Source organism: Burkholderia sp. SRS-25, from assembly GCF_004343765.1.
In the GTDB taxonomy this organism is placed as follows: Bacteria; Pseudomonadota; Gammaproteobacteria; order Burkholderiales; family Burkholderiaceae; genus Burkholderia; species Burkholderia contaminans.
Map to the genome: position 1 here is coordinate 140746 of NZ_PTXM01000001.1, position 14796 is coordinate 155541.

Consider the following 14796-nt stretch of genomic DNA (forward strand, 5'->3'; position numbering starts at 1 on the left):
GGATAAACGGCTGCACTGCAGCGATAGGCGGCGGCTGCGCGCAACGATCGATCGTTGCCGCGGCGCCGGATACGCGGCTCCTTATACGATGAGAGACTGATCATGAAAATCCAATGGGCACTCGCGCTTTCCGTCAGTGTGCTTTCCGTTGCATCCCTGCAAGGCTGTGCGACCGACGGGCCGCCCCGCTTCCCGGATCCGCAATCCGCCAGCCCGAAGGGCGGCACGTTCGTGAACGTGGCCAACCTGCGTAACGTCGGGCCCGGCCTGAACAAGGACCAGATGTACGACCTGCTCGGCCCCCCCCACTTCAACGAGTGGTTCGTCGGCAGCCGCACGTGGAACTACCTGTTCGACTTCCGACGCGGCAACGAAGTCGTCTCGTGCCAGTACCAGGTGCGCTACGACGAGCACATGAAGGTGAGCAATACCTACTGGCGCGACCCCGCCTGCGCGGACTTCGTGCGCGCGCAATCCGCCGCGCCGGCAGCCGCGGCAGAGCCGCCGGCCGCGCCGATCGAGCAATTCACGCTGCAGAGCGATGCGCTGTTCGCGTTCGGCCAATCGAGCCTCGAATCGATGCAGCCCGGCGGCAAGGCGCAGCTCGACGATGCGGTCGAGCGGATCAAGCGCCACAAGGCGATCACGCGGATCGTCGTGATCGGACACACCGACAGGATCGGCACCCCCGCGGTGAATGACCCGCTGTCGCGCGCGCGGGCCCAAACGGTTCGCCGTTATCTGATCGCGCATGGCCTGGACGGCAACGTCATCGAGGCGGACGGCGTGGGATCGCGCGAGCCCGTCACGCATTGCCCGCCCGGCCGGAGCCGCGCCGTGATCGCGTGCCTGCAACCCGATCGCCGGGTCACGATCGCGGTCAGCGGCCGCGACTGACGGGCCGCGACGCGGGTGGCGTCATACACGCCGTGCCCGCGTGGCGGGCGCCACCGTTTGACCGACCGGCAAACCGGCATCGCGCACCGGCGGGCGGCAATGCGCGCGTCGTGCTTCCCGGCAGCGCGCGCGGCGTATCGTTTCCCCCCGTATCGGCGCAGGGCCGGCACGGTCCGTGCGCCCGCCAACCGCCCTGCCCATGCAGAAAGCGTGCGACGCGGCACGACGGCGCTTGATTCGAACACCTGAGCGACTAGCTACCAGCAATCCGGATGACGACGATGAGAAGGGTCGGGGTGTACGTGGATGGAAGCAGCATGGACGCGAATGGCGGCCATCTGATGCGATACGACGTGCTGCGCGCGCTCGCCGGTCGGGCCGGCGCGACGATTCAGCGGCTGCACGCGTACCTGAGTTTCGACGCGCGCCGCGCCGCACGCTCCGCCGATTACGACGCGCGGATCAAGGGTTATCAGGCGGCGCTGCGCGACAAGGGATTCCGCGTCACGGTCAAGCCGCTCAGACACTTCGCCGACGAGGACGGCACCGAAACCGTCAAATCGAACTCGGATCTCGGCATGGCCATCGACGCGCTATCCGAATCGGACCGGCTGGACACCGTGCTCGTCGCTACCAGCGACGGCGATTTCGTCGAAGTCGTGCGAGCGCTGCAGAAGAAGGGATGCCGGGTCGAAGTCCTCGGTTTCGACAACGTGCCGCTCGAGTTGCGCGATGCGGCCGACCAGTTCATCAGCGGCTATCTGGTACCGGGCCTGCTGCCGGCTCGCGATGCGGTGTCCGGCTCGCCGGCCTGGGGCCAGGTCGGGTCCCGCGTGCGCGGCGTCTGCAACCGGTTCGAGCCGGACGACGGCTACGGGTTCATCGCGTTCTGGGCCGCATTGCCCGATACGCCGCTGCTCGCGGCCGCCGACACGAGCCCCGCCTACTTTCGCGGCAGCAGTTTGCAGGATCCATCCATCCTCGCCCGGCTGCCGTCCCGCAGCACGATCCTCGAATTCGACCTCGCGATGCCCGCGAAACACGCCGGCGCGCCCGAAGCGCGCCGGATCCAGGTCGTGTCCGCCGCCTAGCTGCCGATCGCTCGTCGGCGATCGAAGCTGCGGCCGGATCAGCGCCCCAGCGCCGCGTCGTGATCGTGCTTCGACAGCAACATGAGGAAGGTCGTCCCTTCGCCGAGCTTCGATCGGACCTGCAGCTTTCCGCCGAGCGAATCGACGACCGTCTTGACGAACGCCAGGCCCAGGCCATGCCCGGACATCGACGCGCCGCCGTCCAGTTGCGTGAATTCGCGAAACAGCTTTTCCTGATCGCGCTCGGATATACCCGTTCCGTAATCGGTCACGGCGATCCTCACGTGCTGGTCCGTGGCCGACAGCTCCACATCGACCGTGGAAGCTTCGCGACCGAACTTGATCGCGTTGCCGATCAGATTGACGAATGCCCGCCGCAGCAATTGCACATCGGCGATCGTGCTGAGCCCGGGCTCAGCCGTCAGGTTGACTGTCGTCGATTTCGCACTCGCCTGCGGCAGCAGATCGTCGACGGCATCGCCGAGCACCAGTGCGGGATCGACCGCGGCGAGCTTCGGCGGCAGATTCTCGGCCCTGGCAAGAAAGAGAAAATCGTCGGACAGGCTGAGTGCGCGCGTCGCATACTGTGATACCAGTTCGGCGAAGCGCTGCGGCGTGTACCGCGACGGATCCCGCTGAATCTGCGAAACGAGCGCGAGAATCGACGCCTGCGGGGATCGCATGTCGTGCGACAGGAATCGCAGCGCCATGTCCCGCTGCCGCTCGGCCATCCGAACGGACGACACGTCCGCGACCTGGAAGACCAGCGCACGCTCACCGTAGACGGACGGGCGAATCGGCGCGCACTTGATCAGCAGCGAACGACCGCTCCGGGCGTTGGCAATCTCGATCCCCTGATCGAGCTGGGATTTCGTCCGTGCCGACAGCGCGTCGCCGTCAGGCCAGTGATCGAGCGACGTCAACGCCTGTGTGGCGAATTCATTCGCCCGATGCGACCCGGTGATCTGAAACAGCACGTCCGAAACCGGGCGCCCCACCGGCGCCCGCCCGGCCGCCGGATGCTCGTCGGGCTCCGCGCACCACGCGGCGATTCGCTGGTTCGTCAGCAGCACGACGCCGGCAGCCGACGCGATCAGCGTCGCTTCCGGAAGACTGTCGACCCATGCGTCGATCAGCGCTCGATAACGACGTACCCGCGCATCGAGATTCGCAGTCCTTTCCAGTTGATGCCGAACCGGGTCGATGTACGGCACGGCGTTCGCCGATTCCGCATGCAGCGACGGGTCGGCCACCATCCGGTCGCCCAGGAGGCCGATGAAGCGCAACAACACTTCGGTACGCCGCCAGAACACCAGCAGGCAGGCGAGTACGCACATCAGCATGCCGGTGGCGGGCGGCAGCGCCTCGCCGCCGACCACGAACATGACATACGCAATCGCCGCAACCGCTGCTGCCGTGACAAGCGATGCAACGAGGCCTCCGCGGGGACCGAGCCGGTAGAGCAACACGCAGATCACACAAACGACGGTCTCGTTGAACAGCAGCACCCATGCGGCCCCGGTCTGGTGAAGGGGGCCCGCGATGACTGGCGTGGCCAACGCAGTCACCGTCGCGGCCGTGTCTCCGCTCGGCAGTGTGCCGGCCGACGACACGCCGGGCCTGCCCTGCCCGAGGCCGGCCGCCGCGCGAATCAGGACCGCTCGTCCGCTCAGCCGGTTCGACGGCACCGCGCCGTCCAGCACGTTGACGTACGAGTAGCGCTCGCACGGCCCATTCCAGTGAAGTACGGCGTCGCGCGCGCAGGCTTGGCCAGTATTGCCGAGATTGCCGGCCCCGGCCTCCGTCCGTGCGGCGCCGCGACTTGCCGCCTCACCATCGGCGCGGTGCCCGGCACGCGTGCGCGCGACCGCCCGCAGGCCGGTCAAGTCGATACTGATGATCGCGACGCCGCTTCCGGCCAGCCGCTCCATCATCCGCTCGCGTGTTTCGACGCTGAAGGGCCAGTTGCCCAGGCGCTCGGTCGTCCGTTCGTCGACTACGATCATCGCCAGCGGCCTGACGGAACCGCGGTGGACGGACTGCGACACGAACTCGAACCACGCGCGGTCGACGCGATACAGCGCTTGGGCCGCCGTGAGCACCGCGCAGACCAGCACCAGCGCAAACGTCAGGGGTATCCATTCGGTCGCACAATGCGAGGACACGTTCCCGGCCATCTGTCTGCCCTCATCACATGAACGGCGCCGCCACAGCCCCAAAAATCCTCCGAACATGTCGATCAGATGATGCTCCATCGATATCGCATTGATCGGCATCAGAAATGCCTACATCAAACACCGCAACCCATTCCAAACCGCATTGACGGGCGACGCGGCCGCCGCCCTCACCTGCCGATCGCCCGCCTGCGCACACGCGCCGGCGTACCGGTCGATCGGCCTCGCCGCAATGAATCAGAATTCAAGATGCATAAATTATACTGAAATTCCAATATGAATTATATGCAATATTCAATTGTATCTACATTTGCATTTAGTTTTACGTCGCACGCCATTCTTCGAATCAGGAAAAATTACCGACGCCGGGCCATTGCGGTCATTTCATCGTCGCAACGTGCGCTCGTGCCCGCCCAACCAACCAGCCGGACAGCAGGTCAGGCGAAAAATCACCGCGCAGAACGAGCATCAATTAAGTTTCGATTTTCGAATGCAATAACGGAATACATGTTTCGGAAAATACAAGTCAATTTCGCCGATATTTAACATACAAATCAACAAACAAATTTACATTTGTTTGTTTTTAGCAAGTTGAAAATTTGCGTTCCGCTCCATAGAATCGATCAGAGACATGCGGCCGACATTTCACTCGACTTACTCGGACATTCATGAATGCCTCCTTTGCGTCACCCGATCCGCTCGACGATGCCGAACGCGGACTTCGTCAGGACGAGTTCTTTTTCCTCCTGCAACCCAAGTTCGCACTACAGAGGATCCGTCTCGCCGGTTTCGAATGTCTGATGCGCTGGCATCATCCGGCGCGTGGCATCCTGGAGCCCCCATCGTTCATCAGCCTGATCGAGGATTCATGCCTGGCCACCCGCTTCACGGACCTGCTCACCCGGCGAGCGGCGCACCTGCTGGCGCAGTGGAAGGCGGCCGGTCACGGCGAGTTGTCGCTCGCGATCAATCTGTCGCCGTCGGAGCTGGGACACGCAAATTTTCCCGCGCAGCTTGCCGCGCTGCTGACGTCGCTCGGGCTCGAGCCGGCTCGCGTCGAAATCGAGCTGACCGATGTCGTTCCGCCTGCCCGGCTCGACTGGCTCGTGGAGGCCATCCACGCGACGCAGGCAATCGGCGTGCGCGTCGCGCTGGACGACTTCGGCGCAGGCTTCAATTCGTTGACGCTGTTGCAGCAGTTGCCGGTGGATATCGTCAAGTTCGATCGCTCGCTGATCCGCGATGTCCTGCAGAACAGCGAATCCATGCGGGTCGTGGAAACCCTGGTGCACATCGCGCAAGGTCATGGCAAGCACATCGTGATGACGGGCATCGAAACCGCCGAACAGTTCGAGTGGGCGAGCACGCTGCCGGACGTCGACGGCCAGGGCTTCTACCTCGGCGAGCCGCTGTGCGAAGCGGCGGTCGCAACGTTCATCACCGAATGCCATGCGCGGGCCCTCTCCTAGCCCTGCATGCGCCGCGCGCGGGGGCGGCGGATAAGCGCCCTGCGTGTGTCAGGCTCGCGGCTGCGTGCGTCATGCGTCGCACCGGCATGCCGGACGCTGCAACATCCCAGGATTCATCCAGAACATCGGGGGCCATCTACGCTCCGATCGGGCTGTTTGTTCGCGCCGCCCTGTGCGACGTGCAGCCAGCATAGAACGGCGGCCCGAGCGCTCAAAGTGAACTTTTGTCACTTTCGCGAGCATTTCCACAGGGACTCCCACATTTCGGGAAAGGTGCCGACGGGCCGCACCGGCGGGCGCCGGTGCGTCGCGCGTGAACTACCAGCGAATCAACGCAGCCCCCCACGTGAAGCCCGAGCCCATTGCAGGCGTCAGGACGAGGTCGTTCTCCTTGATGCGCCCGTCGGATACCGCTTCGCTGAGCGCGAGCGGAATCGACGCCGCCGACGTGTTGCCGTGTTTGCCGACGGTGAGCACGACCTTCTCCATCGGCAGATTCAACTTCGTCCCGACGGTTTGCACGATGCGCTGGTTTGCCTGATGCGGAACGATCCAGTCGACGTCGTCCCGGGTCAGGCCATTTGCCTCCAGCGCTTCCCGCGACGCGTCGGCGAGATTGACCACCGCATGCAGGAATACGTCGCGGCCCTCCAGATGCATCTTGCCGGCGCTCTGCGTCGACGATACGCCGCCGTCCGTATGAATCTTGTCCCAGTACCGCCCGTCCGAATGCAGATGCGTGGAGAGCACGCCGCGCGGCTTGTCGCCTTCGCGCCGTTCGCAGCGCAACACCAGCGCACCCGCGCCGTCACCGAACAGCACGCAACTGTTGCGGTCCTGCCAGTCGACGATACGCGACATCGTTTCCGCACCGATCACCAGCGCGGTGCGCGCCTGGCCGAGCCGGATCATGTTGTCGGCGACCGAAAGCGCGAAAACGAAACCGGAACAGACGGCCTGCACATCGAACGCGGCGCCGCGCGGCATGCCGATCGCTTCCTGAACGCGCACGGCCGTCGCGGGCATCGTGCGATCGGGCGTGCAGGTCGCGACCACGATGAGATCGACGTCGGCCCCGGCGATTCCGGCGTGACTCAGTGCGGCCCGGGCCGCGCCGATCGCGAGATCGGACGTGTTCTCGCCGGGCGCCGCGATCCTGCGCTCCTTGATGCCTGTGCGCTGCGTGATCCACTCGTCGGTGGTGTCGACCCTGAGCGCGATGTCATGATTCGTCATGCGATGCTCGGGCAACGCGGAACCGCAGCCGACGACGCGCGACGTCCAGTGGCCCGCGCGATTGATTTCCACCATCTTCGGTACTCCGATCAAAGTCGATGACGCGCCGGCCGCCCGATGTCTCGAACCGGCGCCCTCGCGTTACCAGCTTCCGGCGCCCGCGTCTTCGCCCGGCTCCGCGGCAGCGCTCGTGTCCTGCCGTTGCAGCGAGACGAGATGCTCGGCCAGCGCATTGAAGGTCGGATAGTCGTAAAGGACGGTATCGTCGATCTTGATGTTGAGCCGCTCTTCGAGGAAGAACGCGAGTTCGACGGAATGCATCGAGTCGAAACCGGCGTCGGCGAAGGTCTGTTCGAGATCGGTCGGCACCTGCAGGTTGTTCGCTTCTGTCCACTCCTGGATCCACGCAAGAATGGTGTCGGCGGTGACCGTCGGCCCGTTGACGGTGGTGGCTTGAATGTGATCGCTCATGGCATCGATTCCTTGAAGTCGGGTTGAGAACGATGAAGGCGCGGCGGCGACGCCGCACCCGGGAAACGGCAAGGCAGCGCCTATGCGGGCGTCGCGCGCATCAGCGGCTCCGGCTCGGCGTGCGGCGTATCGGCATCGCGTCCACCACCGAAGAAGTGGGCCAGGCGACTCACGGAAGGTGCACACACGATGGAGTTGTGGTCGTCGTCGAACACGCTGACCGTGACGCCGCCGCTCCCGAGACGACCCAGTTGCTGCGCTGCCAGCGCGCTCGACATCCCACGCTTGTCGCGTACGGCGAGCGCGTATCCGATCCGCGTTTGCACCTGTTTCGGCTGATGGCATGCGAGCGCCACCGCGCTCGCGGCATGCAACCGCGCGATGTGTTCGAACATCGCAGGCTGGGCCCGGCGGCGCACGTCGGCGAGGTAGAAATCCTGGTCGAGCATCGCATCGAAACGCGGGTCGACCAGCCATCGCTCGACTGCCTGCGTGCCGTCATCCGGCGCAAGATCCGCGGCCAGTGCGCGCAACCGCGTGGCGAATTCGCCGTCGTGGAGCGGGCTGTCGACGATCATCAACGGCGGGGCGCTCTCGCCCTCCGACTCCCACTGCGCGGCCATTTCGTGCGCGACGATCCCGCCGAACGACCAGCCACCGAGCAGATCGGGTTGCCTGCCGTGTGCCGAGAGCAGCGCCGCGCGATAGCGCGACGCCAGTTCCGTGATCGACAGATACGCGGGCGCATGGCCCTGGTCCGCGTACGGATGACGGATAGCGACGACAGTCGGATCGCCCGGCCATGACGCGGCCAGTTCCTGATAACACAGAACGTTTCCGCCGACCGGATGCACGAGCGCCACGAGCGGCCCGGCCCCCTCGCGCAGCGTCACGACGAGGCCGGCGTCACCGCCGGAGCCGGCCGTTCGCCGCGGATCGGTCGCGACGACTTCGCGATCAGGCGCGTCACCGTCCATCGCGCCGAACCACGCCGCCAGCGTATGCAGCGATGCGCCGCGCGCCAGCATGGCGATCGGCGGCATCTTGCCGAGCCGTTGATGCAGGCGCACCCGCAGCTCCGTCAGCGCCAGCGAGTCGAGCCCCTGGCCGACGAGCGAAAGCCCGTCGTCAAGCACGACGGTATCCGGCGCGACTGCTGCCGCGATCGTGCGCAGCGTCGCGAGCATCTGCGCCGCGCCCGCCGGTACCGCGTCGGCACGATCGGCCGCGCTCGAATCCGGCAGTCGGGCCGCCTCGCTCGATGCGGCGTCGCTGCGTTGGCGCACCACGCCGCGCCCCGCTTCGGCGAGATCCGGGAACGGCAGCTCGAAACGCTCGGTGTCGAACGTGTAACCCGGCGCTTCGGCCGGCGGAGGTGCATTGCCGTACAGCTTGTGCCATGCGATCTTCTGCCCTTCGCTGTAAAGACGTGCGCAGCCATGGGCAAAGCCGGTCGCTTCGGTTTCCTCATCGCCTTCCGGGCCGTCCGCGAGCGACGCGATCGCGCATTGCCAGTCGCCGCCCGCGGCGGCGCGCGCGAGCTTCGACAGCGCCGCGCCGGGTCCCACTTCGACGAAGAGCGTCTTGCCGTCCGATGCCGCGTGCAACGCGTCATGAAAACGCACCGGCTGCTCCACGAGATCGAGCCAGTGCTCGATGCCGGCGATCGCATCGGTCGCGACGGCGCCCGTGAGGGTGGAGACGATCGGAATCGACGGCGGCGTGAGCGTCAGCGGTTCGAGCGCGCGCCGGAACGCTTCGCGCATCGAACGCAGCATCGGCGAATGGCCCGGCGTGTCGTAGGTCTTCAGCAGCGACACGCGCTTGCCCGCCGCGACCATCGCATCGTGCACGCGCGCCACCGCTTCCTGCGTGCCGCTCACGACGGTCTGCCCGGGCCCGTTGATACCGGCGACGAACAGATCCGTACCGAACGCGAACCGCGCGGCGAGTTCGTCGGCAGCGGCGGCCACCGCGAGCATCGCGCCGGCCGGCGTCGCGGTATCGAACAGTCGGCCGCGCGCTTCCACTGCGGCGAGACCGTCGCCGAGCGACATCACGCCGCCGATCACGGCGGCCACGTGCTCGCCGAGCGAATGCCCGATCAGGAGGTCGGGCTGTACACCGAGTTCCATCCAGGTACGCGCAAGCGCGTAGCACACGACGAAGTGGGCCAGTTGCCCCGGATGATGTCGTACCGCTTGCGCGCTGCGGCCGACGATGGCATCGAGCACGTCGCGCGCGGTCTCGGCGTCCAGCAGGCGCAGGCACGCATCCGCGTGTTTGCGGAACAGGCCGTTGCCGTGGTAGAAGTTGCCGCCGACGCCCGGCTGCCATGCGCCCTGACCGGGCACGAGAAACGCGACGCGGGGCTTGCGCGGCGGTTCGCCCGCATGCCAGTTCCCGGACGGATTGTCCGCGAGGAAGGCGTCGAGTGCGCCGATGAAATCCGCTTTCGTCGTGCCGACCAGCGCGACGCGATGATCGAAATGATCGCGCCGCACGCTCGACGTGTGACACGCGTCGCGCAGCGGGACGGACGTGCTCGCGAGCCAGTCCCGCCATGCCGCCGCGACACGCCGCCGTGCGTCCGGCGAGCGCCCCGAAAGCGTCAATACGCGTTCACGCTCGATCGGCGCAACGGCGTCCGATACGGGCGCCGCCGCGGACAGAATCAGGTGGACGTTGGTCCCGGTGATGCCGAAACCGCTGACACCGACCAGCGTCTTGCCTTCGCCGAGCGGCGTACCTTCGCGTGGAATGGCGACTTGTGCGCCTTCCCAGTGAAATCTCGGGTTCGGCGTGTCGAAGTTCGCCTGCGCGGGTACGTGCCGGTGCCGCAGGATCAGCATCGCCTTGATGAAGCCGGCCATGCCCGCGGCGCCCTCCAGATGCCCGAGCTGCGACTTCACGGAGCCGACGAGGATCGGCTTGTCGCGGGCGACGGCGCGCGCATAGACGTTACGCAACGCGGCAAGCTCGATCGGATCGCCGAGCGCCGTGCCCGTACCATGCGCTTCCACGTACGCGACCGCTTCCGGCCGAACGCCCGCGCGCATCATCGCGCGGCGAATGACGGCTTCCTGCGCCGCGCCGTTCGGCGCGGTGAGGCCGTTGCTCGCGCCGTCGCTGTTGACGGCCGATCCGATCAGCACCGCATCGATGCGATCGCCATGCGCGAGCGCGTCGTCATGCCGCTTCATCACGATCACGCCGCCGCCTTCGCCGCGAATATAGCCGTCGGCGCTCGCATCGAAGGGACGGCATTGCCCGGAGGCGGACATCGCCTGGAGCCGCGCGATACCGATCGTTTCCTCCGGCCCGAGGATCAGGTTCACGCCGCCGGCGATCGCCACGTCGCACTCGCCCGCCTGCAGGCTCTGCGCGGCAAGATGGATCGCGACCAGCGACGACGAACAGGTCGTATCGACGAAGATCACCGGCCCGCTCAAACCCAGTATGTGCGCGACGCGCCCGGGGGCCATCGCGCGCAGGTTGCCGAGCTTCGAATAGGTGGTGATGCGCGACGGATCGCCGGACCAGACCGTGCGACGGCCGTAGTCCGCCTCGCCGATCGTCATGAAGACCCCGACGTTCCTGCCGCGCATCCGGCCCGGCGCGATGCCCGCGTTCTCGAGCGCCGCCCATCCGAGTTCGAGCATCCAGCGCTGCTGCGGATCCATCTCCATCGCCTCGGCCGCCGAGGTGCGGAACAACTTGCGGTCGAAGCGGAATGGATCGTCGACATAGCCGGCCACGCGCGAATACGTGGTGCCGGGCTCGTCCGTATCCGGCGAATAGAACGCATCGATATCGAAGCGCTCGCGCGGCGTTTCGCGGATCGCCGTGCGCCCGGAATTCAGCAGCGCCCAATAGCTCGACGCACAGGACGCGCCGCCCGGGAACCGGCACGACATGCCGATAATGGCGATCCGTTGCGCTTGCGTGTTTGACTGGTTCATACCGTCCTCTCGGCGGAAAGGTTCATCCGGCCTAGTGGCGGCTCGCCGCGGCGAGATCGTCGCTGCTGCTCGCCTGGACGAGCACGGCCATGTTGCCGGGCAGGTGCCGGTTCTCCCGGATCTTCGCGTGCGCGTCCGGCAGGCGGCTCCACGGAAACACTTCCGACAGGCACGGGTCGATCTTGCCGCTCATCACGAGCCGGTTCGCCTGCGACGCTTCCTTGAGATTGGCGAAGTGGCTGCCCTGAATGCGCTTCTGGCGCATCCACACGTAACGCGCGTCGCAGGTCAGGTCGTAGCCGCTCGTCGCCGCGCAGAACACGACCATGCCGCCGCGCTTCACGACGTAGCAGGACGGGGCGAACGTATTGCGGCCCGGGTGCTCGAACACCATGTCGACGTCGCGCTTTTCGCCGAGTGCAACCCAGATCGCCTTTCCGAACTTCTTGACTTCATCGACATAGGCCGCGTACTCGGCCTTCGCATCGACGGGCGGGGGCGCGCCCCAGCACGAAAAATCCGAACGGTTGATCACGCCCACCGCGCCGAGCCGCTTGACGAACTCGGCCTTCGACGCGTCGGAGACCACGGCGACGGGACGCGCGCCCACCAGCGCGGCGAGCTGGATCGCCATCGTTCCGAGCCCGCCCGCGGCGCCCCACACGAGCACCGATTGCCCTGCGGAAAGCACGTGCGGCTTGTGGCCGAACAGCATCCGGTACGCGGTGGCGAGCGTGAGCGTGTAGCAGGCGCTGGCGGCCCATGTGAGGTGCTGCGGGCGCGGCATCAGTTGCGTCGTCTGCACGCGCGCGAACTGCGCGAACGACCCGTGCGACGTTTCGTAACCCCAGATCCGTTGCGACGGAGACAGCATCGGATCGCCGCCGTTGCATTCCTCGTCGTCGCCATCGACCTGGGAACAGTGTGCGACCACCTCGTCGCCCACCTTCCATTTCTTCACGTTCGATCCGACGGCCCATACGATGCCCGCCGCATCCGAACCCGTGATGTGATACGCATCGTCATGCAGATCCAGCACCGAGAACGGCTGGCCGAGCGCAGCCCACACGCCGTTGTAGTTGACGCCGGCCGCCATCACGAGCACCAGCACGTCGTCCGGGCCGAGCGACGGCACATCGACGATTTCGTTCGTGAATGCGTGCTGCGGTTCCCCGTGGTTCTCGCGGCGAATCGTCCATGCGTGCATTTTCTTCGGTACGACGCCCAGTGGAATCGCGCCGCCGATGTCGTACAGCTCCGGCGGGTTCTTTCTCGTCTCGACAACAAAATCTATCGTTTTGGTATCCATAACAATATTCATGAAAGAGTTGACCCGATAAACGTCGTACTTGCGCTAGGTCGCCCGTGACGCCGTCGTGCGCATCATGCAGCGGCCATCCCGCCGTCCACCGACAGCGCGGCGCCGGTCATGAACGAAGACGCGTCGCTCGCGAGGAACGTGACCGCCTCGGCGATTTCCTGTTCGGTGCCCAGCCGGCCGACCGGATGAAACGCCTTGATCTGGTCGGTCATATGGGTTTCATCGAGAAACTTCTCGACCATCGCCGTCGCCACGAACGCCGGGCAGATCGCATTGACACGGATATTCTGCTTCGCATATTCGAGCGCGGCCGCTTTCGTCAGCCCGAGGATGCCGGCCTTCGACGCGTGATAACTGCAACCGCCGAATGCCGACGCGACGATGCCATATGTGGACGACATATTGACGATCGCGCCGCCGCCCGCTTTCAGCATTTCCGGAATTTCGTACTTCATCGAAAGGAACATCCCTTTCAGATTGATATCCATCACGTAATCCCAGCTCGCCTCGTCGGTATCGGCCACCGCTTTGCCGAATGCCTCCACGCCGGCGTTATTGAACGCAATATCGAGCTTGCCGAATTCACGCACGGTCTGCGCAACCATGTGCGCGCAATCCGCCGCGCTGGACACGTCGGTCTTCACGAACAGCGCTTCGCCGCCCGCGCGGCGGATCTCCTCGACGACAGCCAGACCTTCGTCGATGCGGCGCGATGCGATCGCGACGCGCGCGCCTTCGCCGGCGAACAACAATGCCGTGGTTCGGCCGATACCCGAACTTCCCCCGGTCACGAGGGCAACCTTTTCATGAAGCTTCAGCATCGTGTACTCCAGTCGCATTGATATGCAGGCCCCGTCATCACCACCCCATTTATTCAGATCGAATTGAAAATGAATCACCGGATCTTGACGGGATGGATTCTAGACGGCGAAAACCCTGCGCCGATGAAAAGTGAAAAAAGTTCAAATTTGATTGTCGGACGGACGAATATCATCGCTGACGTCACGACACTCCGCGTTCAACTCATCGGCTTCCCTATGCGTGCGAATACGATCACCCGGCATGAACTCGGCATGTCCGTCATTCACGCGATCGGCGACGAAGGCTTCGTCGGCCTGAGCGCGGCGCTCGACCGTCTCGACCCCGATTTCAAGCGATTGCTCGTCGAAGGCGCTTATGCCGACATCATCGCCCGTCCAAACCTGTCGCTGAAGCACCGTGAGCTCGTGACGGTCGCGGTGCTCGCGACGATGGGTAACGCGGATGGCGCACTGAAATACCATGCGGGCGGCATGTTGAATACCGGCTGGGCGCCGCTAGCGGTGCTCGAAACGGCATTCGAGACGCTCCACTACGCCGGCATACCGGTGGCCAGCGCCGCGATGCGCGATATCGCCGCGCTATTACGCGAGCGTGACATCGATATCGGCCACGACGTCGATCTTTTCAAGGATTCCGAAGCGGCGATCGCCACCCTGCTTCAGCACCGGAAACGTCCGTTCAATGCGCTGACGCAGAAGGAGCGCCGGCTCGCCGCACTTGCCATCGTCATCGCGCGCGAAAACCGGCACGACGCGGTTCGCGTCCATGTGAACGCCTGTTTGCATGCCGGCTGGACGCGCGGCGAACTGACGGAAGTATTGATTCAACTGACCGGCTATATCGGCTGGCCGCTCATCCTGCCCGTATCGCGCATCGTGCTCGACGTATTCGATACGTTCAGTGTGCTCAATGGCGCGCAGGACGGCTCGGCGAAAATCCAGGCGAACGAGCCCGCCGAGCGGCATGCGCTGCAACGCGACCTGTGCCCGCCGGACGCTGCAGCAGGCTTCGCGGACATGTCGTCCGCGATCGCGCGGGGCATCGATCGGCTGGCCAGTGCGGCATCGGGCGACGAGCCGGTCGAGCACGCGAAGGCGCGCCACCTGACGGCCATCGCGTGCCTGACCTGCGTCGCGCGCAATGCCGACGCCGACCCACTCGCGATGCACATCGGCGATGCACGCCAGTCAGGCGCGTCGCGACCCGAGATCGTCGATGCCATCGTCGGTGCACTGCCTCATGCCGGCATGCTGGCCGTGCAATGGGCGCTCGCCGTGGCGAACCAGTCGTTCGCATCGGCAGATCAGCACGCGGCGCGCGAGCACGACGACGTGCAGGCCTGAAGACGACGGC

10 protein-coding genes are annotated in these 14796 nt (G+C 65.5%); 4 read left to right on the forward strand and 6 right to left on the reverse strand.

The genetic code is table 11. From position 1 onward, the window contains the following. Window positions 1-102: 102 nt before the first annotated feature. Both C5O79_RS00660 and C5O79_RS00665 read left to right on the forward strand, forming a co-directional pair. Window positions 103-897, forward strand: coding sequence for an OmpA family protein (locus C5O79_RS00660; RefSeq protein WP_122478028.1), 795 nt, complete (start codon window positions 103-105; stop codon window positions 895-897). A 281-nt stretch (window positions 898-1178) separates the two neighbouring features. Beyond that, the gene (locus C5O79_RS00665) at window positions 1179-1988 is read left to right on the forward strand and encodes an NYN domain-containing protein (protein ID WP_226237101.1); all 810 of its coding nucleotides are present in this window, start codon (window positions 1179-1181) and stop codon (window positions 1986-1988) included. A 38-nt stretch (window positions 1989-2026) separates the two neighbouring features. On the opposite strand, the gene C5O79_RS00670 is transcribed toward C5O79_RS00665, so the two are convergent. Next, the gene (locus C5O79_RS00670; protein WP_236862422.1) at window positions 2027-4264 is read right to left on the reverse strand and encodes a HAMP domain-containing sensor histidine kinase; all 2238 of its coding nucleotides are present in this window, start codon (window positions 4262-4264) and stop codon (window positions 2027-2029) included. A gap of 566 nt (window positions 4265-4830) precedes the next feature. Between C5O79_RS00670 and C5O79_RS00675 the strand changes: the two genes are divergently transcribed. Beyond that, window positions 4831-5631, forward strand: a complete 801-nt coding sequence (locus C5O79_RS00675; protein WP_047853237.1) for an EAL domain-containing protein — start codon at window positions 4831-4833, stop codon at window positions 5629-5631. A gap of 318 nt (window positions 5632-5949) precedes the next feature. On the opposite strand, the gene C5O79_RS00680 is transcribed toward C5O79_RS00675, so the two are convergent. The 5 genes from C5O79_RS00680 to C5O79_RS00700 form a co-directional block, all read right to left on the reverse strand. Further along, window positions 5950-6942, reverse strand: a complete 993-nt coding sequence (locus tag C5O79_RS00680; RefSeq protein WP_122478030.1) for a beta-ketoacyl-ACP synthase III — start codon at window positions 6940-6942, stop codon at window positions 5950-5952. 66 nt (window positions 6943-7008) lie between these two features. Then, on the reverse strand, window positions 7009-7338 hold the full coding sequence (locus tag C5O79_RS00685; protein WP_122478032.1) for an acyl carrier protein: 330 nt from the start codon (window positions 7336-7338) through the stop codon (window positions 7009-7011). 80 nt (window positions 7339-7418) lie between these two features. Next, the gene (locus C5O79_RS00690; protein WP_131931044.1) at window positions 7419-11300 is read right to left on the reverse strand and encodes a type I polyketide synthase; all 3882 of its coding nucleotides are present in this window, start codon (window positions 11298-11300) and stop codon (window positions 7419-7421) included. A gap of 31 nt (window positions 11301-11331) precedes the next feature. Further along, on the reverse strand, window positions 11332-12609 hold the full coding sequence (gene ccrA, locus C5O79_RS00695; RefSeq protein ID WP_122478036.1) for a crotonyl-CoA carboxylase/reductase: 1278 nt from the start codon (window positions 12607-12609) through the stop codon (window positions 11332-11334). A gap of 74 nt (window positions 12610-12683) precedes the next feature. After that, entirely contained in the window at window positions 12684-13442 is a 759-nt protein-coding gene (locus tag C5O79_RS00700) for a glucose 1-dehydrogenase (RefSeq protein WP_047853232.1), read from the reverse strand. A 69-nt stretch (window positions 13443-13511) separates the two neighbouring features. On the opposite strand from C5O79_RS00700, the gene C5O79_RS00705 reads away from it, so the two are divergent. Continuing rightward, window positions 13512-14786, forward strand: coding sequence for a carboxymuconolactone decarboxylase family protein (locus tag C5O79_RS00705; protein ID WP_236862423.1), 1275 nt, complete (start codon window positions 13512-13514; stop codon window positions 14784-14786). Window positions 14787-14796 lie beyond the last annotated feature (10 nt).

What these genes read in the sequence shown, in the direction of transcription:
- C5O79_RS00705 (WP_236862423.1), top strand. Translation starts at nt 13,512, where the DNA reads ATGAATCACCGGATCTTGACGGGATGGATTCTAGACGGCGAAAACCCT.
- C5O79_RS00685 (WP_122478032.1), bottom strand. Translation starts at nt 7,338, where the DNA reads ATGAGCGATCACATTCAAGCCACCACCGTCAACGGGCCGACGGTCACC.
- C5O79_RS00680 (WP_122478030.1), bottom strand. Translation starts at nt 6,942, where the DNA reads ATGGTGGAAATCAATCGCGCGGGCCACTGGACGTCGCGCGTCGTCGGC.
- C5O79_RS00660 (WP_122478028.1), top strand. Translation starts at nt 103, where the DNA reads ATGAAAATCCAATGGGCACTCGCGCTTTCCGTCAGTGTGCTTTCCGTT.
- C5O79_RS00690 (WP_131931044.1), bottom strand. Translation starts at nt 11,300, where the DNA reads ATGAACCAGTCAAACACGCAAGCGCAACGGATCGCCATTATCGGCATG.
- C5O79_RS00665 (WP_226237101.1), top strand. Translation starts at nt 1,179, where the DNA reads ATGAGAAGGGTCGGGGTGTACGTGGATGGAAGCAGCATGGACGCGAAT.
- C5O79_RS00675 (WP_047853237.1), top strand. Translation starts at nt 4,831, where the DNA reads ATGAATGCCTCCTTTGCGTCACCCGATCCGCTCGACGATGCCGAACGC.
- C5O79_RS00700 (WP_047853232.1), bottom strand. Translation starts at nt 13,442, where the DNA reads ATGCTGAAGCTTCATGAAAAGGTTGCCCTCGTGACCGGGGGAAGTTCG.
- C5O79_RS00670 (WP_236862422.1), bottom strand. Translation starts at nt 4,264, where the DNA reads ATGCCGATCAATGCGATATCGATGGAGCATCATCTGATCGACATGTTC.
- ccrA (WP_122478036.1), bottom strand. Translation starts at nt 12,609, where the DNA reads ATGGATACCAAAACGATAGATTTTGTTGTCGAGACGAGAAAGAACCCG.